Annotated in this window: 20 protein-coding genes; 18 read left to right on the top strand and 2 right to left on the bottom strand. The window is 52.0% G+C overall.

The genetic code is table 11. The annotated features are described in order from the left end of the window. Window positions 1-23 precede the first annotated feature (23 nt). Window positions 24-983, top strand: a complete 960-nt coding sequence (locus MKX64_RS05595) for a LysR family transcriptional regulator (RefSeq protein WP_341035498.1) — start codon at window positions 24-26, stop codon at window positions 981-983. A gap of 142 nt (window positions 984-1,125) precedes the next feature. On the opposite strand, the gene menG is transcribed toward MKX64_RS05595, so the two are convergent. Continuing rightward, the gene (gene menG, locus MKX64_RS05590; RefSeq protein ID WP_341036255.1) at window positions 1,126-1,839 is read right to left on the bottom strand and encodes a demethylmenaquinone methyltransferase; all 714 of its coding nucleotides are present in this window, start codon (window positions 1,837-1,839) and stop codon (window positions 1,126-1,128) included. Between the two features lie 271 nt (window positions 1,840-2,110). Next, window positions 2,111-2,479, bottom strand: coding sequence for a winged helix-turn-helix transcriptional regulator (locus MKX64_RS05585; protein ID WP_095265628.1), 369 nt, complete (start codon window positions 2,477-2,479; stop codon window positions 2,111-2,113). 133 nt (window positions 2,480-2,612) lie between these two features. Here MKX64_RS05585 and MKX64_RS05580 point away from each other — a divergent pair, with 133 nt between their 5' ends. From MKX64_RS05580 to MKX64_RS05500, 17 genes are all read left to right on the top strand, one after another. Further along, a complete protein-coding gene (locus tag MKX64_RS05580) occupies window positions 2,613-3,647 on the top strand; it encodes a zinc-binding alcohol dehydrogenase family protein (RefSeq protein ID WP_095265627.1) in 1,035 nt (344 codons plus the stop codon). A 92-nt stretch (window positions 3,648-3,739) separates the two neighbouring features. Beyond that, on the top strand, window positions 3,740-4,336 hold the full coding sequence (locus tag MKX64_RS05575) for a class I SAM-dependent methyltransferase (RefSeq protein WP_244908187.1): 597 nt from the start codon (window positions 3,740-3,742) through the stop codon (window positions 4,334-4,336). Between the two features lie 267 nt (window positions 4,337-4,603). Further along, a complete protein-coding gene (locus MKX64_RS05570) occupies window positions 4,604-5,182 on the top strand; it encodes a DUF4256 domain-containing protein (RefSeq protein ID WP_341035497.1) in 579 nt (192 codons plus the stop codon). Between the two features lie 392 nt (window positions 5,183-5,574). Further along, window positions 5,575-8,031, top strand: a complete 2,457-nt coding sequence (locus MKX64_RS05565) for an S-layer homology domain-containing protein (RefSeq protein WP_341035496.1) — start codon at window positions 5,575-5,577, stop codon at window positions 8,029-8,031. Between the two features lie 93 nt (window positions 8,032-8,124). Continuing rightward, complete coding sequence (locus MKX64_RS05560) at window positions 8,125-9,942, top strand: sensor histidine kinase (RefSeq protein WP_341035495.1); 1,818 nt, start codon at window positions 8,125-8,127, stop codon at window positions 9,940-9,942. Next, window positions 9,939-11,060 carry a response regulator gene (locus MKX64_RS05555; RefSeq protein WP_176475480.1) on the top strand — a complete coding sequence of 374 codons (1,122 nt, stop codon included), beginning with the start codon at window positions 9,939-9,941 and terminating at the stop codon, window positions 11,058-11,060. Before MKX64_RS05560 ends, MKX64_RS05555 begins: the two co-directional genes overlap by 4 nt. A gap of 169 nt (window positions 11,061-11,229) precedes the next feature. Further along, window positions 11,230-11,361 (top strand): hypothetical protein, encoded by a 132-nt coding sequence (locus MKX64_RS05550; protein ID WP_341035493.1) that lies wholly within the window; start codon window positions 11,230-11,232, stop codon window positions 11,359-11,361. A gap of 209 nt (window positions 11,362-11,570) precedes the next feature. Further along, window positions 11,571-12,920, top strand: coding sequence for a sensor histidine kinase (locus MKX64_RS05545; protein ID WP_341035491.1), 1,350 nt, complete (start codon window positions 11,571-11,573; stop codon window positions 12,918-12,920). Further along, entirely contained in the window at window positions 12,913-13,551 is a 639-nt protein-coding gene (locus MKX64_RS05540; RefSeq protein WP_341035490.1) for a response regulator transcription factor, read from the top strand. Before MKX64_RS05545 ends, MKX64_RS05540 begins: the two co-directional genes overlap by 8 nt. 47 nt (window positions 13,552-13,598) lie before the next feature. Beyond that, window positions 13,599-18,554, top strand: a complete 4,956-nt coding sequence (locus MKX64_RS05535) for an S-layer homology domain-containing protein (RefSeq protein WP_341035489.1) — start codon at window positions 13,599-13,601, stop codon at window positions 18,552-18,554. 81 nt (window positions 18,555-18,635) lie between these two features. Next, window positions 18,636-19,151: a GNAT family N-acetyltransferase gene (locus tag MKX64_RS05530; RefSeq protein WP_095397703.1), complete on the top strand. Its 516-nt coding sequence runs from the start codon at window positions 18,636-18,638 to the stop codon at window positions 19,149-19,151. A gap of 13 nt (window positions 19,152-19,164) precedes the next feature. Continuing rightward, a complete protein-coding gene (locus MKX64_RS05525) occupies window positions 19,165-19,665 on the top strand; it encodes a phage tail protein (protein ID WP_341035488.1) in 501 nt (166 codons plus the stop codon). A gap of 55 nt (window positions 19,666-19,720) precedes the next feature. Then, the gene (locus MKX64_RS05520; protein WP_341035487.1) at window positions 19,721-20,218 is read left to right on the top strand and encodes a phage tail protein; all 498 of its coding nucleotides are present in this window, start codon (window positions 19,721-19,723) and stop codon (window positions 20,216-20,218) included. Between the two features lie 48 nt (window positions 20,219-20,266). After that, window positions 20,267-20,788: a phage tail protein gene (locus tag MKX64_RS05515; protein WP_341035486.1), complete on the top strand. Its 522-nt coding sequence runs from the start codon at window positions 20,267-20,269 to the stop codon at window positions 20,786-20,788. 60 nt (window positions 20,789-20,848) lie between these two features. Next, window positions 20,849-23,302, top strand: coding sequence for a FecR domain-containing protein (locus MKX64_RS05510; RefSeq protein WP_341035484.1), 2,454 nt, complete (start codon window positions 20,849-20,851; stop codon window positions 23,300-23,302). Window positions 23,303-23,319: 17 nt separating this feature from the next. Next, window positions 23,320-24,882, top strand: coding sequence for a stalk domain-containing protein (locus MKX64_RS05505; protein WP_341035483.1), 1,563 nt, complete (start codon window positions 23,320-23,322; stop codon window positions 24,880-24,882). A gap of 858 nt (window positions 24,883-25,740) precedes the next feature. Continuing rightward, window positions 25,741-26,550, top strand: coding sequence for an AAA family ATPase (locus MKX64_RS05500; protein WP_155618269.1), 810 nt, complete (start codon window positions 25,741-25,743; stop codon window positions 26,548-26,550). Window positions 26,551-26,556 lie beyond the last annotated feature (6 nt).

Raw genomic sequence — 26,556 nt, 5'->3', positions numbered from 1 at the left:
GAAAGCAGTAGGGGGATTGCGCGATGGAATTGCGTCAATTGAATATGTTTCGCACGGTTGCCTCAACCTTGAATTTCAGTCGGGCTGCGGAGGCGATGGGATATGTCCCTTCTAATGTCACCATGCAAGTGAAAGCATTGGAGGAAGAGTTGGGTGTTCGTCTCTTTGACCGGTTAGGCAAGCAGCTGGTGCTTACAACGGCGGGGGAACGCTTTTTAAAGCATGTGGAGGAAGTATTGCACAGATTAGACGAGGCGCGAAGCGTCGTTCATGACGAGGATAACCTGACAGGTACGATAACGATCAGTGCCAACGAGGTATTGTGCGCCTATCGGCTTCCGGTTGTTTTTCACCGATTTCGCTCCCGCTATCCGGATGTGCGTCTCATCTTCCGCTCCGTACCTAATCAAGAGCTTAAACAATCGCTTTTTGAGGGATCGGCAGATGTTGTCTTTATGTTGGACGAGCCTCTTCGTTCAAGCGGACTTGCGGTAGAGCCGTTGCAGGAAGAAACGTTCCGCCTGTTCGCGGCTCCGGACCATCCACTGGCGCAACGAATGGAGCTGCAGCTGGAGGATTTTCACGGCGAAGTGTTCCTGACGAATGAGAAGGGATGTCCCTATCGGACGATGTTTGACCGGGGATTTGAGCAGGAGGGCATCGATACGATTACGTATTTGGAGTTTCAGAGTGCCGAAGCCATTAAACAATGCGCGATAACAGGCATCGGAATTGCCTTTCTTCCTGAAGTGGTAACGGAAGCCGAAGTTGAACGCGGCGAGCTGGTAGCACTGCCATGGCATATTCCGAATTTGCATGTGTACACCCAGATGCTGTGGCATAAAGACAAGTGGCTATCACCAATCATATTGTCTTTTCTCGAAGTGGTTAGGGAGGTTCATGTGGCAGAGGATGGAATAGATCGTGGTTGTGATGATCAGGACCGTGACATCCGTGGGCTTGCAGCGGAAGCCAATCTATGAAGTCTGAGCAGGGGGATTTCAGCGTTGAGACGTGAGGAATTCTAGTTCCCGGACAACGATGCGTATGGGACGAGCAGGAGCGTCACCGTCTCCTGCCCGATCTCCCCATCATGCTGGGCTGTTGAACTTGAGTGCAGAGAACTCAAGTAGATTTATGCCCCATGTGCATGGCAACGCTGCCACCGGCATAACTCTTGACATCGACATGCTTGAAGCCGGCCTCCAGAAACATATGCTTCAATTGATGTTTTCCCGGGAAATCCTGAGCGGATTGCTGCAGCCAGGAATACTCCTTGTAGCGCTTGACGAGCAACTTGCCGAGCAGCGGCATAATATACCGGAAATAGAAATAATACAGCTGTCTGTATCCGATCAGGGTAGGCTGGGAGGTTTCCAGGCATATGACTTTTCCGCCAGGCTTCACGACCCGATGCATTTCCTTTAACACGGTCATATAGTCCGGAACGTTTCGGAGCCCGAAGCCAATCGTCACATAGTCAAACCGATGATCCTCATAAGGAAGCTTCATCGCATTGCCATGCACCCACTCGATTGTGTTGAGCTGGGCTTTGTGGGCTTTCTCCCTGGCTACAGAGAGCATATTCTCGCTAAAATCCAGCCCGATAACCTCCCCCTCCTCGCCAACCGCCTCCGCGAGGGCTAGAGACCAGTCACCGGTGCCGCAGCATACATCCAGCGCCGTGTCGCCCGGCTTCACATTCATTTGTTTCATGACATCTTTGCGCCATCGTTTATGTAAACGCAGGGAAATGACGGAGTTCATGGAATCATAGTTTTCATAGACCTTCTCAAATACAGCATGGACATGCTCTTCCTTCGATGAATAACCGACCATCATTACACTTCCTTTAATTCAGGATCTTGGACCAGCACCTATCAGTATCCACAGTATACCATACCGGAATATCGGGGAAAGAAAGCGCACTGGGAACATTCCGTGAAAGAAACCCAGGTCACCATGACCTGGGTTTCTTGCTGTCTTTGATTATCGTACAGATAACAAGAACCGGCTTACCCGAAACGGTATTCACAAGCTGCTCTTTAAAGCCCAAGTGCGGGAGAACGATAGCAGGTGGGGAATAGAGCAGCGTCTGTTGTGCTATGGCTTACCCTTCGGCCAGCGTAGGCGGCGTCGGTTTGTTTTTGTATGTCTCGCCCCATATTTTCATCTGCATAATGATGGGTACCAGAGTCTGACCGAATTCCGTAAGGGAATACTCCACCTTCGGCGGAACCTGGTGATACACTTCGCGGTGGACGATGCCGTCCTTCTCCAGCTCACGCAGCTGCAGCGTCAGCATCCGCTGCGTAATGGCCGGGCAGATGCGGCGGAATTCGTTAAACCGTTTCGGCCCTTCCACGAGATGGTATAACAGTACACCCTTCCATTTGCCGCCGATGACGTCCAGCGTATACTCCACCGGACAGCCTTCATCATTCGGGCAATGCCCGTAGCCGCTCTTGCGGTCGCGCATGCGTTCCACTCCTTCACTAATAACAGTATAAAAAAGGATACTATATCACATTCATGTGCGTACTAACAATTCTAGATGATATCCACTATACTTACAACCATCATTCATTTCATTCCTTAGGAGGAGACGCAATATGACGAATACCACGATGAAAGCGGTTGGTTTAACCCGATACTTGCCTATCGATCATCCGGAAAGCCTGATCGACGTTGTGATAGAGAAGCCTGTACCAACCGGCCGTGATTTGCTGGTCCAGGTCAAAGCCGTTTCGGTCAATCCGGTTGATGTTAAGGTGCGAGCGCCGAAGGACCGGACGGAAGCGCAGCCAAGAGTGATCGGCTGGGACGTAGCAGGTGTGGTGGAAGAAACGGGACCGGATTGCACGTTATTTAAACCTGGTGATGAGGTCTATTATGCCGGCAGTATTGTCCGGGCCGGGGGCAACAGCGAATTTCATCTTGTCGATGAGCGGATCGTCGGTGTCAAGCCTGCCACACTGGATTTTGCCCAAGCCGCCGCATTGCCGCTGACATCGATTACAGCATGGGAGGGGCTATTCGACCGATTGGGGATTTCATCCGAGCCAGGCAGCAATGCAGGCCGAACGATCCTCATCATCGGCGCGGCCGGCGGTGTCGGTTCGATCGCAACCCAGCTGGCCAAGTATGCAGGGCTTACGGTGATCGGCACGGCTTCAAGGCCGGAATCGGCGGAATGGGTGAAGGGGCTGGGAGCTGATCATGTCATTAACCATTTCGAGGACTTCGTCCCTCAGCTTCAGGCGATAGGCTTCGAGCTCGTGGACTATATCTTCTGCCTGAACAGTACCGAGAAGCATTGGAGGAACATGGCGGAGGCCATCGCCCCGCAAGGGAAGATCTGCTCGATTGTCGAGACGGACGAACTGCTTGATTTGACGCTGCTGAAGAACAAAAGCGTGACTTTTGTGTGGGAACTGATGTTCACTCGTCCGATGTACGGGACAGCGGACATGACTGAGCAGCACAAGCTGCTGAATGAAGTGGCCGGGCTTGTCGACCAGGGCATCCTCCGCACGACGGTGAATGAGAAGCTCGGGCCGATTAACGCCGCCAACCTGCGCAAGGCGCATGCGATGCTTGAGTCGGGAAGCATGGTGGGAAAAGTCGTTCTGGAGCATTTTCGTTAATGCGATAAATCCGCGGGCGGGATCACTTTGTTGAACTATTTTCACACTTACCGCAATACAATGGAGCATCTGGAGTATGCGGAGGTGTGCAAGTGAGGTTCAATTATATTGAATATTGGGACGACAACTATTCGAATGGCGGTACATCGGGGAGAGGCTCTTACGGGGAACTGGCGGACTTCAAGGCAGAGGTTGTGAATGAACTGGTGGAGCGAAACGGTGTCCGGACCGTCATAGAGTTCGGCTGTGGCGATGGCAATCAATTGAGCTTGATGAAGTATCCCGAATACCTGGGCCTGGATGTGGCTGCATCTGCCGTGCAATTGTGTACGGAAAGGTTCAAGGACGATCCTGGAAAAAGATTCATGCAGTACGATCCCCGCACCTTTGCTGACGGGAAGCTGTCGAAATTCGACATGGTCGTCTGTCTGGACGTCCTGTATCATATTACGGACGACGAGGATTTTGAGGCAACCCTGCGGCACATCTTCGACTCGTCCTCCGATCTGGTTGTCCTGTACACCAGACTGACCACCGGGAAGGAAGCGCATGTCGTGGATACGATCAAGGACCGGGATATTTTTGGCCATCTCAGAAAATTTCCGGATTTCTCCATCGAAGCGATTGTGCCTCAGCGGTATAGAGACCAGTCCTCCTCGGATTTTATCATTATGCGGAAAACGACTTGATGACGGCGAAGCCTTCATTCGCCTCATCAATATAAGCGTAGCCCCATGCTGCGTATGGACCCGCAGAGATAGGGATTTCCTTCCCCCTTCCCTCTCCTTCAGCGAACCCAAGCTCCTGCGTTCCTTACCGGATGCAGGGGCTTGTTTGCGTTGCTGGCGGCAACTTATTTTGTTAGGGCTGAGGGGAGCAAGCATTGCTATCGCAAATTATATATAATGAAGGAATGAAGAACCGAGGGAATCAGAGACTAAGAAAGGAGTAATCCAATGCCTAACAAGGAAAGCGGCAGCCAGGAGGCGCTGACGCCAGACCAGCGTGAAGAGCTGCTTGCAACGTTGAAGGCCCGTTTTGAGAAGAACATGATCCGGCATGAAGGGCTGGTATGGGCGGATGTACAAGCGAAGCTTGAGGCTCTTCCGGATAAATTGCGCTCGCTCTATGAAATGGAGAGAACGGGGGGCGAGCCGGATGTCATTGGCCAAGACAGCGAGACGGGCGAGTATATGTTCTACGATTGCTCAGCCGAAAGCCCGAAAGGGCGCAGAAGTATTTGTTATGACCGCGAAGCCCTGGAATCAAGGAAACAACACAAGCCGGAGCATAGCGCCGTTGAGATGGCGGCCGAGATGGGGATTGAGCTGCTGACCGAGGCACAATACCGGGAGCTTCAGAAGCTCGGGAACTATGATATGAAAACATCGAGCTGGGTTCAGACACCGGAGCGTATTCGGAAGCTTGGCGGGGCGCTCTTCTGCGATCGCCGTTATGATACGGTCTTCGTGTACCATAACGGAGCAGAGTCGTATTATGGGGCCCGAGGCTTCCGCGGCTCGCTCAGGGTGTGAGCGGAACACGCGCAGCTGCGGTATATGAACGCTGCGGCAGCAGACGAGTGCTCTGACAAACAAGCCAATACATAAGCTTTCAAGTGATACCGATTCGACTATTAGCCGCCCCCTATCTCATGGGAGATAGGGAGCTTTTTTTATAACAAGGGCAGAACATCGTCATTTTCTAGTCAGACGGTTAAGCTCTTCGCCCCTTACGTTTCCCGGCATAGGTAGACAGAAAAATGTCCACTTACCTTATCAAAATGTGTCGATTACAATGAGAAAGATCACAGCTTTCCACAGTTTTTAACCGTCAAGGTTATGCATCGACGGAAGGCCGTGTGGAGGGTAACGGTAGTCGTATTTCTTACGATAAAAGTATAAAAAGATGTTTAGGAGCTGTGATAATGAAGCGTTTGAGGTATGGAATCGTCATTCTATTTCTCCTTGTCGGGTTACATATTCCTGCAGAAGTAATGGCCCAAACGAAGAAAATAAGCGATCTCAATGCAGGTGACACGGTTTACTATAGTGGGCAAGAATGGGTCTATTTGGCGAATCTGGCAAGCCAGCCGGATGGTTTATTCATAGCAAACGATAGTGTTAATGTCAGGTATTACTATAATTCTGGCAGTCCATACGATGTAGATGTGAACTTTAACTTATCGGATCCTCTGAGTGTCGCTTATTGGCTGAATACGGAATTTATCTCCCGACTATCGAATTCGGACTGGATCCAGACAGGCTCGTGGTACAGAGGTTCAGTTTCTGCGAAGATTGGGCTTATCAGCATGGACGAGGCGGAATTAAACAGAAGCGTCCTCCTGCAGCATTTGAATCCTGTGAGAAATTACTACACCTTGACACCCGCTACGGATTTCGCCATGAATCTGATGAATATACGGGATTATGATGCGAATGGCTTTATTTCTCCGGTATCTGCTTCAACAGGGGAGCCTCAAGGCATCGCACCGGTGATCTATTTGAACACGGATTTGTATGTATACGAAGGAGAGGTGGTGTCCTGTACGCCTCCGGATCTGACGATGACACCTGCGGATGCCAACGGAAAGTGGAATCAGCACGTCTCGGTCGCCCTGCACGGCGGCTCTTGCTACAATGGGACGGGTGACGTGCAGTACCGAATCCAGACCTCGGATGGTCAATGGGGCGCTTGGCAGGACGATTCAGCTCCCATTGAATTTGCGACGGAAGGCCGCTACATCTTGGAGACCCGGATGTCAGTAGCGGGAAGCGGGGTCAGAGAGGCGGAAATCCGGATTGATCAGACATCTCCGTCGATTGCGCTACGCGTGGATGACACGGCATGGACGGGCAGCAACGTGACGGTAACAGCCGATGTATACGACCTGGCAAGCGGAATAGATACGCAGAAATGGGCTGCCGGAGATCAGCCGGTCTCTTACTTCGGGCAATCAGGTGCAAGCTTGAACGGTACATTTGAAGCAAGCGAGAACGGTGTTTATACCGTCTATGCCCGTGATATGGCAGGGAACGAGACAGTGGCCACCATTGAAATCGACAACATCGACAGAGAGAAGCCGATCATTACGCTCACAGGTGATGAGAGGACCTCGATTGTGCAGGGCGCAGCCTTCATTGATCCGGGAGCCTCCGCTTTCGATAATCAAGACGGGGATCTCTCCGGTTCGATTGTTGTTACCGGCGCTGTGGATACATCCCGAGCGGGACAATATACACTTTACTATGACGTGACTGACAGCGCTGGCAATGCAGCAGACCAGGTGACTCGCATCGTTGAAGTTACCCCGGCGGCTTCCGGCGGGGGCGAATCTGGCGAATCTGGCGGATCTGGCGGTTCAGGGGGCGGCGGTGCTGGCGAATCCGGGAGCAGCGGCGATGGAGCAGGCCCCATCCCTGCTCCGTCGATGCCCGGAACGGGGAATACGATTTCCTCTGCGGGAGGATCTGTGACCCTGCAGGGGGCAACGATTCAAATTCCAAGAAACGCAGTAAGTGAGTTGACCCGGCTCCACGTCGAGCTTGTGCAAATGATCGACAAGCTCCCCGATTTCCAAAGAGTCATGAGCGATGTGTTTGAAATTAGCAAAAATACGGCAACCCCTTTTCTTTTCCCGATTCAGATCACCTTGCCGTTCCATTCCTCCCTCGTGGATGAAGCGAACTCTCGTATCAGCCTGTTCTGGCTAAACGAACAGTCTGGCGAGTGGATCGAACTGGACAACGTTCAGGTGGATTGGCAAGCGGGGACGGTCACCGGCGAGGTGGATCATTTCACCAAGTTTGCGGTGCTGGCCACGGTTGACGAGACCGAGGAACAAGTTCAGCCGCAGGAGAAGATATTCGCCGATATGAAGGGGCACTGGGCGGAAGCGAGTGTGAATGAGTTGACCCGTCTTCATGTCATCAGCGGTTATCCGGACGGGGGGTTCAAGCCGGAGCGCATGATGACGAGAGCCGAATTTGTGACCATATTTGTCCAAGCATTCGGTATAATGGAAACAACGGGAAAAGTATTTGAGGATACAGCGAGCCACTGGGCAAGAGCAAGCATCAGCACAGCTTATGCATCCGGCATCATTCACGGCTATGATGAGAAGACGTTTGGCGCGGATGATCCGATTACCCGGGAGCAAATCGCCAGAATCATAACGAATGTCGCTCCACTGGCTGGAACAGGTGCGGTACCACATTATACCGACCGCGATGATATCGCGAGCTGGGCGACCGATGCGGTGGAAGCCGCTGCCTCGCATGGGCTGCTGATAGGTTATCCGGACGGCAGCTTCAGGCCTCAGCAATCGGCTACGAGAGCCGAGGGAGCGGCTTTCATATGGCGTTTGCTGAGAGAACGGCAATAACTAGAAGGCTTTAGGACACAATAACCCGTTACCTCGCTTGATGCCTGGGCGGGTTATTTTTGTAGACACATGATTCTATAATGATCGCTGGGGGTGGACAGGCTGAGTCTGGACACGAGTGTTTTTTGGATCCTGCTAGCTGCAACGGCACTTAAACTCGCGGCTTCGTATCTTGCTTATCGCAAAAGAGTGCAAGCTGCGGCCCGGTATTGCGCTTGGGCTATGCTTGCCGCAGCATGCTATTCTTTCGGCTATGCGTTCGAAATTATAAGCACAAGCCTGGAGCAGGGGAAGCTGTGGCTGAAGGTCCAGCATCTGGGCATTCCTTTCATCACCACCTTCTGGCTCATCCTGGCGATCATCTTCACCGGGCATCAGGCCTTCCTCAAGAGATGGAGCGTGCTGCTCCTGTTTGTCATTCCGGTGATGGTTTTCATTTTTCAATTTACGAATGACTACCATCATCTGTATTACCGTGATGTTCAGTTTGATCCTGATAGCTCGTATATGTCGCCTATCCTTCTTGAGAAGGGGCCACTTTACTGGCTGAATGTGGCCTACCTGTATACTCAAGGAGCGGTCGGCATCACCTTGTTTGTGCGGATGTATTCCAGGGCGATGCCGATCGTCCGCAGGCAAGTGGTCATGATGATTTTTGGCGCTGTGGCGCCGTGGCTGTTCAATATTGCCTACATATTCGCATATGACGTGGTGAAGATTGACCTCACGCCGTTCGGTTTTGCGACCACGGGGATCGTCTTCATCTATGGTGTCTATCGCTTTCATCTTCTGCGGCTTGTTCCTGTCGCTTACCAACAGGTGTTCGAAACGATACAGGATGGCGTCATCGTTCTGGACTATGATCACAATCTGTCTCATGTGAACGAATCGGCGCGTTGTCTTTTCACCAAGCTGAGGTCCTGGAAGGGCGAGCCCCTCGCGATCGCGGAATTGTTCGAATCCCACCCCGATCTGCTGGCCATGAGCTCGTCCTCCGCTTATAGGGAACTCCGAATTTCCATGGACCGGGATGGCGCGCCGCACTATTATCAGGTCAAGATTTCGGTCATCTATGATCAGGGGGGGATATTCCTCGGCAAATTAATGGTGTTCAGCGACGTGACACAATCCGTCCTGTATCAGGAGCAGCTGCTGGCCAACCGGAATCAGCTGGAGGAGCTGCATGCGTTCAAGGACAGATTGTTTGCGGTGGTTACGCATGATATCCGTGATCCTCTTGCTTTGCTGGTCAGTTTAACCGAAATTATTGAAGAGGACTTCATCGATCCGGAGAGTGAGGAATCGGAAATCTTCAGAGAGATCAGCAGCCAGGTGAGAGATACCCATCTGTTGGTAGGGAACTTATTGGACTGGGTTCGCAGTCAGGGGGGGAAGATTCATTTCCGCCCGCTTGCATGGGAGCTGGGACCGATGGTGCATGCGGCGGTCAAGACGATGAAGCATCGGCTGGAAGCCAAGCAGATCGGAATGACGGTATCGGTTCAAGCGGGTACTTCTGTGTATGCTGACAAGGAGATGGTTGAGCTGATTCTGCGAAACTTAATGTTCAATGCCATCAAGTACAGCAGAACCGGAGGTCATATCCGAATCGAGGCGACTCGCCAGATGGATCAGATCACCTTGTCCGTGAAGGATTCCGGCATCGGTGTTAATGAGGGAGTGGTCCAATCCTTGTTCAGGGAAATTCAGCAGAGTTCTTCTCCCGGTACAGACGGGGAGCAAGGCACGGGCATCGGTCTCTACCTGTGCGAGAAGTTCGTTCGACTTAATGGGGGAGAGATTGGCTATACGTCCAGCCAGGGGGAAGGCAGCACCTTCTTTTTCACCCTTCCGACGGCGGGAGCCCCGAAGATGCAATACAGATCATGGAGAGAGGCGGACGGTGGATGAGAGTGATCGTCATAGATGACGAGAAGGCCATGCATCTCATTATGGGCAAAATGCTGCGCAAGCTCCCGGGCATCGAGCTTGCAGGTTGCTTTGCAGATACGGCTTCTGCATCGCGGTACATCCAGGAACATGAGGTGCATGTCGCTTTCGTGGATATCAGCATGCCGCAGGAGAGCGGAATGCAGTTTGCTGAACGGATGGCTGCACAGCGGCCTGACCTGCATGTCATTTTTGTCACTTCGCATAAGGGCTATGCGCTGGATGCATTCGAACTGTCGGCACTTGATTATATCGTGAAGCCGGTGTCGCTGGAACGCGTCGAGAAGTCGATCAAGCGGGCGAAGGCCATCTATCATTTCCATGAGACGGCTTCGGCGGCGTCCACTCCTCCACCGGTTCATATTTTTGCTTTGGGCGGATTTGAGGTGCGAACAGCGGCCGGGAGCGTAAAATGGAAATCTCGAAAAAGCGCGGAACTGTTTGCCTATCTCCTGATGCTGCGAGGCCGGATGGTATCCCGGGCCCGGCTAGTTGCTGAGGTGTTCGGGGAAATGCCATCGAAGAATGCGGAGACCTATCTCAATACGTCGATTTACCAGCTTCGCAAAGCGCTGGAGCCCCATGGCATCAAATCGGTCATTCAGTCGAATGCCGACGGGTATGGGCTGGATCTGCATGATGCGATAATTGATTATGTTGAATTTGAAGCGCGTCTCAAACAGATCGACACGATGGATAACGTCAATATGGAATGGTGTCTGGAGACGGAGAAGCTGTATGTTGGCGATTTGTTCGGCGACAAGGGGTATATCTGGGCGCTGAACGATGCTTCACGCCTGTCCGCCCTGCATGCCGCATTGGTCAAAAAGCTGGCCAGCGCGCTGATCGAGCAGCGCAAAGAAGACTTGGCCATCGGATTGCTGGCCAAGCAGCATGCACGCAATGAATTGGATGAGGAGACCGTCATCCTGCTGATGGGCGCCTATGCAGCCAAGAAGGAGCTGTCATCGTGCGAGAGGCTGTACCGGTCGTACGAGAAGGTGCTGCGCCAGGAGCTGAACATCGATCCTTCGCAAGAACTTAAAGCGCTGTATGCGGAGCTGCTGCTGTCGAATTAATGCAGGAACATCATAGGTTACATCCTCGCCGTGAGACCCAGTGTCGCACGGTTTTTTTTCTATGACCAGATCGATATCTTTCATTCATCTTTCATTGGCGCTTTGTACAATGGGATTTGGGCTGTAGATATAAGAAGAGGATTGGAGGAAAGGGGAGTGAGCGTGCGGAGTGATGAAATTGATGCTGCTTGAGGATCAACTCAAGGATCGGGAAGCTGTTGAACGGATCGTCGACTCACTTTCCGAGGTAGAGCGGACGGGCCCGCCTGCTCCAATCGCTCGAAGCAAGCACAAAGCTTGAGATACGATAAGGAATAAGCCGCAACAGACCAAAGTATACAGGTATAGGTAGACATAAAAGTGTCCACTTACCGGGTCCCGAGCATCCATGATATTCTCACGTTATGCACTTGGTCTCACCGTTGTTCATCTTTAGGAATGTGTCTACTAAGAAAGGACTAGAACATGTATACTTGGCTTAACATCGATTTAGATCAAAGGTGGGTCTACATGTTCTTTTATGCTGAATTCCTGCTTCTCTTCTTCAGTTTAACGTCGGTTGGCGCCTATTTTATGTTGAAATACAAAGCCAATCGTCTTGTCTTATGGGCATCTGTGCTTATGATGTGCGGAGGTCTTGTAGGACTTCAGGTCGTGTTGGAGAAAGGGTGGCTGCCATACGTGGTCGAACAGCAGATGAGTTCGATTATCATTATACCTTCGCTGCTGCTTACCTCTCTGCTGAATCTTGCTGTCAATACCATTCCCTATTACGTCATCGCGGTATTCTACTTCCTGTACAATGGCGTGGTGCAACAGCAACGATGGCTCTTCCTCTCCCTTAGCCTACCTATATGGGTAACGTTAATCTTCCAAACCGATCTGCTGGAGAACCGAGTGAACACCGGTTTTGTCGCATTGTGGGGGCTGGTTTACTTGGTGGTGACCGTCTACCTGGCCGTGCGATTCATTGTCCGGGAACAGGATGACAAACAACGACTCATTCATACTTCCATTGCGCTTATCTTCCTTATTCCAGTCGCCATCTTGAATATGTACCACTTTTCTGTTGCCCCTTTTAGCGACCAACTTCTGTCGATGATTCCCTATGTCTCGATTGCAGGCTTGCTGGCCGTAGCGTTCTTGTATTTTCGCGACGCATTTCTCGGGGTTACAAGAAAGTCCATGCACACCGTGCATGTGGGCACCGGACTGATTCATCATTCTCTGAAAAACGCTATCGGCAAAATCAAGCTGAATGCGCTGAACATTCGCAAAAATGTACAGAACGGAGACTATGCCCAGATCGACACCCATGTTGATAATCTGTTAAAAACGCACGAAGCGATGATTGCCACGATGTCAACCATCTCCCATGTTGTGAGCAGCAAGATTGAACCGAGGAAGGAATATGCCAATCTCGCGGACATTCTTGATGAAGTGCTGGAGCCGCTGGGTGCTTATCAGGATATCCAAGTTGTCAAGCATTATGCGCCAATCACGCTGTTCATCGACCGAATGCTCGTGATGGAATGTCTTCAGAACATATGCAACAACGCGGTTGAGGCGATGAAGGAGAGAGGGACGCTTCAAGTCGGGCTTGAAGTCGGGCGGAATAAAGCCAAGGTGATCATCCGTGACACGGGTCAGGGGATGAACAGCTTGCAGCTGCAGAACATATTTGAACCGTTCTACTCGACCAAGCATCGGAGCGGCAAGCATTTCGGGCTGGGCATGTATCAGGTGAAGAAGGTCATGGGAGCCCATCGAGGCAAAGCAGAGGTTAAGAGTGCTCCGAACGCGGGAACCACCGTTATGCTAACATTCCAATATAAAAAGGGTAGCGAAAACAATGAGTAAAATTCGAGTTCTGTATGTGGAAGATGATCCTGAGTGGAGGGAAGGAATCAGCCACTTTTTTCAGGCGCATGAGCGAATCGATTTATATGCCTGTGCGGCTTCAATTGAGGCTTGTTTCTCCGTGCTCCAGGATCAGCCTGCCGATGTTGTGGTGATGGATATCCTTCTAGATGATACCGAGTTGACCGGCGTGGACGCCACGCTGGATATTACTATTCAGTACCCTGATGTGAAGGTGATCATGCTTAGCACATTGGATGATAATGATGAGATTTTTAACGAAGCGTTCATGAACGGGGCCTACGACTATTTGTATAAATACGACTTCGAGAAGCTGCCCGAGACGATCTACGAGGCGATGAGCAATCCGACTTCGAAATACGGCAGCCGGTTAAGGAAGCTTGTATATGAGAAGAAGAGAAGCTTGCTCAATAAAGGGGACCGCGAACTGCTGAGCCTGATGGTCGAAGGCAAGACGCAGCTGCAAATCGCAGAACAATTGCAGGTCAGCCTGGCCGCCGTCAAAAAGCATGTGGGTCGCATTTTGAAGAAATTCAACTGGAGCCGATCAAGCAGGGAATTGGCTGATAAATGCGATAAGTGGGGGCTTTTGAACGAGGATGAAGGGTAATGATTGCGATATGCGCCGGCATGAGTCCGGATCAAGGAGGTTAGAGTATGAGGCGATATATATCGGTTGCGCTAGTTTTTCTATTGACCTGTATGCTGGTATACCCGGCATATGAAAGGACAGCTGACGCCAACCCCAATAGGACGCAAAGCATCGTTGTCGCGCAAAGCAGGACGATCGAATACTGGGGTGTGAACCCAAACCCATCATTCTATGAGCCGGATATGGGAACGGTCCTAGGCAAATCGATCAATATCGCAGGGTACGAGTATGAGGGTGGGGACCCCATTGTTTCGCTAAGCGTGCTTCAATTCGATCTGAGCGGTATCGATGCTCGCAGAACGATTGAGAAGATCGAACTGAGGTTGACTCAGGAAAGTGCCAGCTCTCCGGTTAATAATCCTTATTTCGAGATTTATGGCTCGAACGAAAGCGGATGGAGCAGTCCGCCAACTATACCGAGCCAGGATGTAACCATTACTGGGCATTTCCCGGTTACAAGCCAGGCACGTGTTGTTTACGACTTTGATGTTTCAAGTTATGTGCAGGATCGTTTGCAGTCCGGAGGAGCTCCGGCCGCGACTTTTATGATCCGAGGGGCGGAAGGGCCTGAGCCGGGTTCAGCTCCAAGTCATGAAAGAAGAGTGTACTTTTATTCTAAACTAGATGGAACGCCGGAGAATCGCCCGCAATTAGTCATCACCTACGGTGTCAACGCGCCTCCTACGGGTTCGCTGTCAGTCGAAGGCAATGGGTATACCCATGCAGCGGAAGTGGATTTAAGATTGTCCGCTTCGGACCCGGAACAGGACCCGATTGAGATGAATGTATACAACGAGGGCCAGAACCTGGATCAATGGGAGCTATTCCAGGAGACGAAGCGCTGGAGTGTTCCGGGCGGAGATGGCGTGAAGAGGATCATGGTTCAGTACCGGGATAGCCACGGCGCATTATCGGGGATATATTCCGCAGAGGTCATTCTGGATACGACTAACCCGACGGGAGATGTGCGCATCACGCCGGGAAGGACGATCGGAGGAACCGATTATGTCGGTGCTTCCACGGTGAGCCTGGCTGTTACGGGAATTGATGACCATCTCGATCAGATGTGCTTCTCACATTCGGACACTACCTGTGCAAGCGGAGCATGGGTGCCATTCTCCAATACAGCCAGCTGGACATTCGATCCGGCGGATGGCGATCAGCAAGTGTACATGTGGCTGAAAGATAAAGCGGGCAATCTCAGTGATACAATCACCAGCAATACGGTGGTGGTCGATCGTACGGCGCCTACGGGAAGCGTCGTCATTAACGGGGGCGCGCGCTATACGAGCGACGTAGCCGTCACCTTAACGCTGTCGGCCGATGATGGCGCCGGGATCGGCGGGATTGAGATGCAGCTGTCTAATGATGGCCAGACCTGGAGCGCAGCGGAGCCATTCTCCTCTACGGCATCCTGGACACTGCCATCCGGCGATGGCGCCAAGACGGTGTATATGAAGCTGAAGGATCAGCTGGGTCATGAGCGCGTGATCAACAGCAGCATTGCGCTGGATCAGACAGCGCCTACCGGCAGCATCACAATTAACAGCGGGGGGACGCACACCAACGACCCGCAGGTATTGCTTACATTAACAGCCGATGATGGCGCTGGTATTGGCAATATGGAAATGCAGCTCTCAAACGATGCGAATACATGGGCAGCGAATGCGTGGGAGCCTTTCTCAGCGTCCAGGGTGTGGAGGCTTGCCGAGGATACGGATGGACCGAAGACCGTGTATCTCAAGCTGCGGGACGGCTTGCATAACGAGACCGACCTTAGCGCAAGCGTTGAGCTGGACCGCACCTTGCCGGTCGTCACGGGCATAACCGACGGGAGTCATTCCAACACGGATGTCACGATCACGTTTGACAAAGGAACCGCCGTGTTAAACGGTCGCGCCTTTGCAAGCGGCACCGTCGTACGGGACGAAGACAGCTACGAGCTGGTCGTTCGGGACGATGCAGGCAATGAAACAACGGTGCGTTTTGTCATCGACAAAACAGCGCCATGGGTAAGCGGAGTGGATGACGGGGGCTTGTACAATACCGATCGGGTCATTACGTATGACACGGCTGACGCGGCAGAAGCGACGTTGAATGGCCGGTCTTTCGCCAGCGGCGCGACGGTGAGTGATGAAGGCGATCACGAGTTGATCGTAACCGACCGTGCGGGCAATGAAACAAGACTGCACTTTGGGATCGACAAAACAGCCCCTTGGGTAAAGGGCGTAGAGGACGGTTACTATTACAACGCGGATAAGATCATTACGTATGACGAGGCCGATGCGGTCGAAGCGACCTTGAACGGGAGCCGGATCGCTAGCGGAACGGCAGTCAGCAGCGAAGGCAGTTATGAGCTGATTGTGAAGGATCAGGCGGGCAACGAAACGAGGTTGCAGTTCACGATCGACACTACAGCGCCATGGGTGCAAGGCGTCAGCGACGGCTTCTTATATAACGCGGATAAAGTGATTACGTATGACGTATCCGATGCCGTCGAGGCGTGGCTGGACGGGGCTGCATTCACAAGCGGATCGACGGTGAGCGGCGAAGGCAGCCATGAGCTGACGGTGACAGACCGTGCGGGCAATGTGACAACGGTCCGGTTTACGATCGACAAAACAGCGCCGACAGCTGTTGTGACCCTAAATGATGGAGCGGCATATTCTGCGTTGTTGGCGGTGTCTGTTACCATTCAGGCGGAGGACACCGGAGGCTCCTCCAAGCTGTCTGTACGATTGAGCGACGACCTGGCTTCTTGGGACAGTCCAGACAATGAATGGTCCGAATATCCGGTCGGCACAGGACCGGTTGAGATCGTGAAGCCATGGACGTTTCCGAACGATGGAAATCAGCAGAAGATGATCTATATTCAAATCAAGGATGAGGCAGGGAACGAGAATACACAGGTGATTTCGGACAGTCTCATCTACCAATCCGTGCCCGTGCCTTTGTCCAGCACCGTATCCGGCATGGAAGATGCACCGCTGTCATTCAGCAGGGCGGATTTTGCACATCAGAATGAGGATCGGACCGAGCCATACGTGATTCATATCCGTACGCTGCCGGATAACGGCGAGCTATGGTTCGATCATCAGCGTGTAACAGCAGGTGATCGCATTCTGTGGACGGAGATCGAATCGAAAGGATTGGTATTCGAGCCGGACGCCGACTGGTACGGAGCAGCCGCTCTGACATGGACGGCAGGTAACGAGTACGAAGACGCCGGAACTTTCGCGACGATCAGCATCCAGGTCGATCCGGTCAATGACGCACCTGTAGCCGAGAAGATGAGCTTAAACACGGTCGCAGGCCGTGTCCTTGAAGGTCAACTGCGGGCGACGGATGTGGATAATGATCAGGATGACCTGAGCTTTGAGATCGTGAAGCAGCCAGATCAAGGCGAGATCAGAAGCTTTGATTCGCAGACGGGCAGCTTTGAATATGTCTCTGACAGCGGGGAGCACGGTACAGTTACTTTTACATACCGGGCGTATGACGGTGAACTGTACTCTGAAGAGGCGACGGTAGAGATTCATATTGCTCCGTATGTGCCGGAGCCGAACCCAGGGCCAGGTCCAGGACCGAATCCCGGGCCGAACCCAGGACCGAATCCTGGACCGAACCCAGGGCCAAACCCAGGGCCAAACCCTGGACCGAATCCCGGGCCTACACCGGCTCCTTCACCAGGACCATCGCCTAATCCTTCTCCTCCTCCCGGACAGCATGAGGAAGGGGTGCGGGTGCATGTCGAGGGCGTGGTGACAGAAGCAGTTCAGGCGCAGAACGTAGTGATCAACGGACAGCAAGTTACCCGGGTCACTTTCGAAGACCGTCTTCCGCTGGAAGGGCTGGATAAGCTGGAGAATGCGTTGCGGCTGGTCCTTACGGGTCAGGCTGATACGCTGCAGACGGAGCTGCCGGAGATGCACTTTAATCAGTTAAGCAGCAACAAGCTGGATCTGGAGGTTGTCACCGCAGGAGCAGTGTATCGGTTGCCTGTTCAGTCTCTTGATCTGAACGAAGTGAAGAAGCTGCACGGGCTGCAAGAGCAGGAGGTCAAGCTGGTACTGAAAGTCGAGCAGGGCTCTGCAGAGGCGCAAAGAAGGGTACAGAATGCTGCTCGTCAGACAGGCGCGACTATTGTGAACCCTGTCCTGAACCTGCAGATGTACCTGGTTCACGATGAGCAGACATATTCGATCAACCGATTTTCCGGGCATGTTCCGGGGCTCATTTCTGTTCCTTACACGGGGGATGGTTCCGCTGTGGCGGTTCTCATTCTGGAGGATGGTTCTCTGCTGCCGCTCCCTACCAAGGTAATGGAGAATGGGGATGGACGCTATCTTCGTGTGACGAGCATGCGGCCTGGCAACATAGCCATTATTCAGACGGCTGGAGTGTCATTCCAGGATATGGATGGACACTGGGCACAGGAGGCAGTGGAGCGGCTGGCTTCGCAGCTCATTCTGAACGGGAGAGATGATAAACATTTTGCTCCGGACGATCCTGTGAATCGAGCGGAATACACGGCCATTCTGGCAAGAGGATTGGGGTTATGGACGGACCGTCAGGAAACCGTGTATGACGATGTGGCGGATAACGTATGGTATGCGTCTGCACTGCAGGCTGCGTCCGAGCTTGGACTGGTCCAGGGTTACGGGGACCATACGTTTAAGCCCCGGCAGGACATCAGCCTGGCGGAGGCCAGCGTTATTCTCGCACGCGCCTTGTCTATTGCGGGAAGCGATGTTGACTTGTCTGAACAGGAAGTGGAGCGCATACTGCAGGATTATTCCTATGCATCGGAGGTTAAGTTATGGTCTCGCAATGCACTGGCTCTGGGTCTGAAGCTGGGATGGATGGAAGGGGAGCCTTTTCAGATTCCGCCGGGTGAATCTCTGACCCGAGCTCACCTTGCAGTCATGTTTGACCGGCTTCGCATGACCATTGCCTGGTAAAGTCAGAGACAGAGTGTCGAACGTTTTTATGACAGCAAGTCTTTAAGCTGTTCGACACTCTTTTTATGCAAGGAGGGCTATATGGAGACAACGATCCACAGATGGGTATCATTAAAGCCGGTTCATGCCAGGTTGGAGCAGGAAGAATTCTTCTATCTATTGTATGAGAAATCCAGGGAGCCGGAGATGGCGTTATGGAACTGGACGGAGCAGGAGAAGAAGACCTTTCTGAGAATGCAGTATGATTTTCAATGCCGCTCCTATCAGTGGCAATATCCGAATCTGGTAGGGAGAATGATCCACTATAGAGGCCAGCCGGTTGGCAAACTGGTAACGGTATGCGGTGACAGGGAACTGCGGTTGATCGATCTTATCATTCATCCGGATTTCCAAGGGCTCGGAATTGGGACGAGTGTCGTTGTCAAATTACAGCATGAAGCCAGGGTGAGAAGAATGCCGCTCGGCCTGAGTGTTCAATCACACAATATGAGGGCTTACAAGTGGTATGTGAAACTCGGTTTTGAGAAGGTATTAGAGCATGAAGCCTATATCAGCATGCACTGGGTACCGTCAATCCAGGTGAAATCCAAATCGTAATGGGGGGATACATATGGATCAATATATAGGAGAAATACGTATGTTTGCAGGGGATTTTGCTCCGGTGGGGTGGGAATTATGTGACGGGCGGCTTTTGCATATTCAAGATTACGAACTGCTTTTTTCGCTGCTGGGCACGACATACTGCGGGGATGGCCTGACGACTTTTGGATTGCCGGACCTAAGAGGGAGAGTGCCTATTCATTACGGGACTTCTAGTGCGGGCACCCACTATGCTTTAGGACAAAAAGGGGGCAGCGAAGTTGCGAGCTTAACGGTTAATCATTTGCCTCCACATACCCATATCGTGAATGCAGCCTCCACACCAGGAACAGAAGCAAGTCCAACCGGGCATGTGTGGGCCGCGGGTATCCCTCAATATGCTCAAGGTGAGGTTAGCGGGACGATGGTTCAAGGAGCGCTTGAGTCGGCTGGAGGAAACCAGCCTCACAATAATATGATGCCTACACTGGCTGTTCACTTTATGATTGCGACAGAGGGGATATATCCATAACTAGACTAGAAATGAGCGAATGGTTGAAATAACCACACAAGAGGAGGAAGAAATCATGGCGGAACCTTTTATTGGGGAGATCAGATTATTTGCTTTCGGTAAAGTGCCGAACGGCTGGCTTCCATGTAATGGACAGCTGTTACAGGTTCACCAATATCAAGCTTTGTATGCCCTTATAGGTCCTTCTTATGGAGGGAATGGGATGACCAACTTTGCTCTTCCTAATCTGCAAGGGAGAGTAGCCGTTCATGGCGGCCAGGGAGCTGTGGGGGTTACGGGCGGAGTAGAAGCTCATGCTCTGACTGTGGCTGAAATGCCGCAGCATCATCATGCGGTCAGGGCCTCTTCAAGCTGGGCAAATAACAGGCAGGCGGATGGGAGGATATGGGCTGCCAATGAAACGCAGCATCTATATGGATCCGCGAATAATACACAGATGAGTACTGAGGCGATTGCAAATGCAGGTCAAGGGCAGGCTCATTCCAATATGCAGCCTTATACCGCGCTAAATTATTGCATAGCCGTACAAGGTATATTTCCATCAAGAGACTAGGAAGCTGATGTTGTCACGACAGGGAGAGGAAAAGGAGGAAGAAGATACATGGATCCGTTTATTGGGGAGATTAGAATTTTTGCAGGGAGGTTTGAGCCCAAGGGATGGGCTTTCTGTAATGGACAATTGTTGTCTGTAGCTCAGCATCGCGCCCTGTACACTATCCTGGGTACACGATACGGTGGCGATGGTTTGAACACCTTCGCCTTGCCTAATCTGCAAGGAAGAGCAGCGATGCATGCGGGTGCCGGACCGGGGCTTACCCCGCGGATCTTGGGAGAGATGAGCGGGACCAGTACGGTTACTTTGCTTCCAGAGCAAATGCCTAGGCATGAGCATGCTGTTCAAGTCGCTGCATTGGGAAGCACGATCTCTCCTGAGGGGGCGGTGTGGGCATCCGTTCCACGGGGACAAACGGAGGCTTATGCGGATCCGGACGCCAATCTGGTATCTATGAGCCCGCAGGCGGTTTCTCCAAATGGAGGCAATGCCCCTCATGAGAATAGACAGCCTTTTGTTACGGTGAATTACATTATCGCGCTGCAAGGGATCCATCCTATAAGGCCATAAGCGAAGCAGTTCTTGTGAGGGGGTGGGGTGTTGAGATTCAGGATAAAGGAGGAGATGAAATTGAAAGCATTGAAGCAACTGGCGTTATCCGGATTGTCATTATTGATGATATTGACCATTATGCTAGGCCATTTCGCAGGAACAGCTTTCGGTGCCTCCGGCCACTACGCACTGGCTAAGGATGTTGTCGGGGCTGTGTATGTAAAGAAGGCCGGGGGCAGCAAAGAGATTCGCGTATATCAGGGAATGACCTTTCATGAAGGGGACCGGATTCGTGTTGAGGGTGGCGCGAGCCTGACGCTGAATGTTGCGGGGCGTGAGGATGAAATTACGCTTGGTGAGCATTGGAATGGAACGTTGTCCAAGTTAAGAGTAAGCGAAGCTGGCGATATGGAAACCGCTATACATACATGGTCGGGATCTATATTCAACAGCGTTCAGACGCTGGATCGAGAAGGAAGCTCCTATCAGGTGGAGACGCCAACATCGGACATGAACGTGCGGGGAACGAATTTCACCGTCTTCATTGATCCGATTACAGGGATTTCCAACGTAGCTGTTCTGTCGGGACGAGTTGCCGTCACGCCGCCTTCCCGGGCTCCTGGTAGTCCAATAACGCCCGATCTAGGCGGGATTGTCCTGTATCCTGCACAGCAGGTCGAACAAATGGCTAGTTCGCTTCCGGGTTATACCCCGGTGGACTTAGGTTTGTATATGAGTTCTGTTCCCAGTAAGGTGGTTGAGGAGATACTTGCCTCACTAAGCAAAATTCAAGAAGAAAACAGACAAATGCTGGAGTCAATAACAGAGGGTGCGCAGAACCCTTCAGACGTGGGGAACGGGACCGACTTTGACCCGGATCTGGAACGATTTAGGGATAACCTTGATCGCCTGATTCAAGGGATCATTAATAATGCTCAGGATCTGGGGAAAGTATCCCAGCAGCAGATTGAAGATATTCTGAGAAATTCATCTTCTCTTTCTGACTTCGAAGTGTATAGGCCTGTTCCGCCTATCGATCCATCCGTGGGGCTGGATTCAGATCGCGTAGCGGAACGCCAGAGACAACTGGACGAAGTGAAGGCAAGGCAACAGGAGAAAGCCGCTGCTCAGGAGAGTCTGCGCGAACAGCAGATTGCGCAACAGCAGCAGATCCTTGAGCAAATCAAGCAGAAGCAGGAAGAAATCAACAGACGCAATCAGGAGGCCCAAGAACAAAAAGCGAAAGAGGCGCAGGAGAAATATTTGGCCACGTTAAGCGAGCAGCAAAGAGCCAGCCTGGAACAGAGAGTCCAGCAGGCTGAGCAGCAAAAGCGGCAGCAGGAAGAACGTGTGTCACGACAGACACCGACACCGCCAGTATCGCCGCCACCGGTAACGCCCGCACCGTCAGCACCTGCAGGACCGGGGAGCGGGGGCGCACCTGGCCAGGGCCCTTCCGTTCCGCCTCCACTTGCAACGTCCACAACGATGGATGTTGATACGCATGAGATTTATGCGGGTCAATCCTTCGTCGTGAGTGCCCATGCGGTGATTACGTCAACCAACATGCCGGTTCCAGATGGCACGAATATTGTTTTTCAGGACCGGAGTTCCAAACAGGTATTAGCCACGGCGACCACAATGAATGGCGAAGCTTCGGCTGTCATTACACCGGAGCAGAGCTTCACGCTAAATGTGGGTGCCCGTCAAATCGAAGCGGTAACAGCTGCGACATCACGGACGCAGTCGAACACTTCATTCCCTGTTGCCATTACCGTCATGCAGGATGAAACGACCCTGGACATTTCGGCACCGCATCGAGTAGCGCTCGTTGGCGAGACGATCCCGTTTACCGTTCAAGTATCTCCGAAGCACGGTCAAGTCCCGGCTGTGGGGACGGTTACACTGTATGAGGGGGATAGGGAGCTTGAAGTCAAGGAGCTGAATGCGGACGGGAGCGTTGTCTTTCATGTGCTGATCGAGGAGCCGATCTCAGATTTCACACATAAGTATACGGCGGTTTTCGAAGGCACAGAGAAGCAAGCTGGAAGCGAGGGTGTCAAAGTAATCGAGGTGTCTTCGTTCCATGAACTGCCCGGCTATGCGTATTTCTTCATCGAGCAGGTCTCTCCTACACAATTCAATGCGGTCATCGCGCTTGACCGGTTCACCGGAGATTCCGAGTTTTACAGGGCTGAGCTCGAATTCGAATACGGCCGTGGCCTAAAGCCGCTGATCGGCGATAACGTACGCTACTACAATCCTCATAAGTTCGATCCGGCAACGGTAACAGAATCCGTGTACATCCATGAGGGAATTTATTACCAGGATGTGGACTTCATGGAGTATATATTCGAAGCAAGTCAAGGGGCTGCGTTCCATGCTGAGGACAGATTCGTCATCATCCCGTTCACCATTGTAGATCCGTCGGCCAGCACGATCCTTAACATCTTCCGCTTGAGCTTCTTCAAGCAGAACGGATACGGAATCGAGGTTATGCTGACGAACGAAGAGGACGAACTTAATCCATGATAAATAAGGAGTTCATTATGAAATTGATGAAGTCGATTAGTATGTGGGGGCTGACGACGGCTATGTTCCTGGGAATGGTTGTTCCTGCTCATGGAGCGATTTATTCGGAGGGCAGACCACTGATTGAAACGATGGATGTTGCAGGCAGCGGGGAGTACAACGAATGGAGCGGGAATGCGGCGGAAGCCGCGTTCCGCCATCCCGGCGCGATTCTGGTGCTGGCAGACGGATCGTTATTGGTGTCCGATACAGAGAATCATCGGATTCGTGCGGTTCGGAACGGCCATACAGCCGTTTATGCCGGAACAGAGGTCTCCGTTCTGACCGGTGAAGACCGCCTTCCGATGGGCGCTTATGCTGATGGTGCGGCGGGGGTAAGCTACTTCTCAAGTCCTATAGGCCTCGCATCTGATAGGAAGGGCAATGTGTATGTTGCTGATCAGGGAAATCATGCTGTTCGAAAAATTTCGCCTGACGGCAACGTGACAACGATTGCGGGCAATGGTGTTCTGGGAGATGCGGACGGGAAGGGGAGCGAGGCCTCTTTTCACACGCCGTCCGACGTGGCGGTTGATGCCGCGGGCAATGTCTATGTTGCCGATACCCTGAACCATGCCATCCGTAAGGTTGACCCTGCCGGGAATGTCACGACACTCAATGCGTTATCAGAGCGGATCGTTGAAGTGTTCGACGGCGTTGTCGAAGCGACAGGAGATTATCGGGATGGCCCGCTTGCCGAGGCGCTGTTTAACGAGCCTTCCGGGCTGGCGCTCGACAGCAAGGGCAATCTGTATGTGAGTGATACGGGCAACCAACGCATTCGATACATCGATTTTCATACGGACATCGTGACTACCGTGGCAGGCGGCGGAGAGCTGCTGGCCGGACAAATGTACGTTTCAGGCGCATATCGCGACGGCGCGGCGGAAGAAGCAAGGTTCTTCAGTCCGTACGGTCTTGCAGTTGATGAAGGCGGAGGACTCTATATTGCAGACAGTCTGAACCACGCCATCCGCTATTTGAAGGACGGGCTTGTAACCACCGCCGTTGGCAGCGCGGGGGAATACGGGAGTGCGAATGGATATGAAAAGCAGGCTGCATTATATAGGCCATCAGACATTGCGCTAGATCGGGATGGCAATCTCTATATTGCCGATACGTTGAACAATAAGATCCGCAAGGTATCGTTCTATGAGCTGCCAAGTGGCTGGGAGGCCGGCAGCGGGGATATTCGCGTGCTCCATAATCAGAAGGAGATTGTGTTTGACACGGCTCCGGAGATGCACAAGGGGCGAATCATGCTGCCGGTGCGCGCGATTGCCGAGGCGCTGGAGTATAGCCTGAAATTCGTGGATCAGGACACGGTAACCTTGTCCGGACCTCGTGGCGATGCTGTCACCTTGTCGGTCGGCTCCATCGAAGCTCACCTGACCCAGGATGATCAGACAGCGCTTCAGATGGACGTTGCGCCGTATATCAAGGACGGCCGTATCTATGTCCCGGTCCGGTTTATCGCCGAGGGGCTGGGTGCGACGGTGAACTGGCATGCGGATACAAAGACAGTGCTGCTGCGGGAGTAGCAGCACTGAAGTGGACCCTGGGCGGCCTTCGAACGAGACGTTCGGGGGCCGCTGTTTTGTATATAAATGATCCGCCTTGAAAATCACTGATGTAGCTGTCAGTGATTTTTCTATATGTTTGTAATAGAAGTCAATAAAGGAAATAGAGGGAGGGTCTTCTTGCAGATGCGATCTTTGTCCAGCTACCCCTGGGCTGGTAAGGGATTGCGAGATTAGCAGTGCCGGAGCGCAGTGAAGGGGTGCGGTGGGCTTGTGACGGACTTCCATGGAAACAGGAAGATCAAATAAAAGGGCCTTGAGTGCGAACCCCAAGCGCACATAAAATCTCTGGGAGGTTCGCACCTGGCGTCCTGCAAGGGTTTTCGGCGATTTGAGTGGAAAATATGCTCAATTTATAGTACTTTAAAAAGAGGTTCGACTTTGGGCTTTCTGAAGCCTTGCTGCATAAGGCTGTATTAGGCGGGCTGTCGCACTCTATGTGAGTGCGTGGATTGAAATCAGCAAAAAGTCCTCGATAAACCTATCTATGGTGTTGCCGTCGCACTCTATGTGAGTGCGTGGATTGAAATTATAATACCTGTGGTGCTGAGTTTTAATTTGCCAGTCGCACTCTATGGAGTGCGTGGATTGAAATAGGCGCCCAGGCAAGCTGCCCACTCGCTTTACGGCGTACTCCATGTGAGCGTATTGAAATTGTGCTCCGGTCCCGAGGCTAACAGGCAATCAAATAAACATGTGTGAATGAAGAATGACGCGAGTTTTGCGTTGTTCTTTTTTTCATGCTTAGTGCGGCTCTAAGAATGCCATGTCTTTTTTGGTACAATAGAATGCAAGTTATTGGGCAGGGGAGGAGAGAGTATGATTTATTTAAGGAGTTTTAAGATTTCCAGTTATACAGATCGAAATCCCAACATATATCCGGATCATGTGTTTAGGCATATCGCTGGCGAGGTGCTCTGGTTTGATCGAATTACGGTGCTGTACGGCAATAATGGCAGCGGCAAATCGACTTTGCTCAATGTCATAGCCAATAAGTTGAATATTAAGGGTGCTGAGAAGATGACCAGTCATGGGCACAGTATCTATGTTCAGCGGTTTCTTGAGATGAGCAGCTGCCAGTTCGGGCAGGATGAACGGGAGCAAGAAATCAGGCAGCTTCCTGATGGAAGCCGCTATCTGAAGTCAGAAGATATTATGTATGAGATTAAGAAAATACAGCAATCCTCCGTGCTGCGGGAGGCGTTGTTGCATGAGCAGCGGAGTAAAGGAAAATCCCAGGATCAGGTTGAAGAATATGAAGCATCCTATGCGTTTGCCAAGAAGCTGGACGACATTCAATTTTCCCAGGAAAAATACTCAAATGGGGAGACCTCGATGCAGTTTTTTGAGGAGTACCTGCTGCCCGGACAATTGTATTTATTGGATGAACCGGAAACCTCGCTTTCTCCTGCTAACCAAATCAAGCTTGCCGAGCAGATCAATGAGTTGGCACGCTATTTTGACAGTCAATTCATTATTGCCACGCATTCTCCCTTTGTTCTAGGTACATTAAACGCCAAAATTTACAATCTGGATACCACGCCCTTGCAAACAGCAGCATGGTTTGAGCTGGACAATGTGCGATTCTTCTATCGATTTTTCGATAAACATAAGCGGTTGTTTGAATGAGTGTAT

It is taken from the genome of Paenibacillus sp. FSL M8-0334 (assembly GCF_038000405.1).
GTDB classification, from domain to species: Bacteria; Bacillota; Bacilli; order Paenibacillales; family Paenibacillaceae; genus Paenibacillus_AQ; species Paenibacillus_AQ campinasensis.
This window is presented reverse-complemented; position numbering and strand designations above follow the sequence as displayed.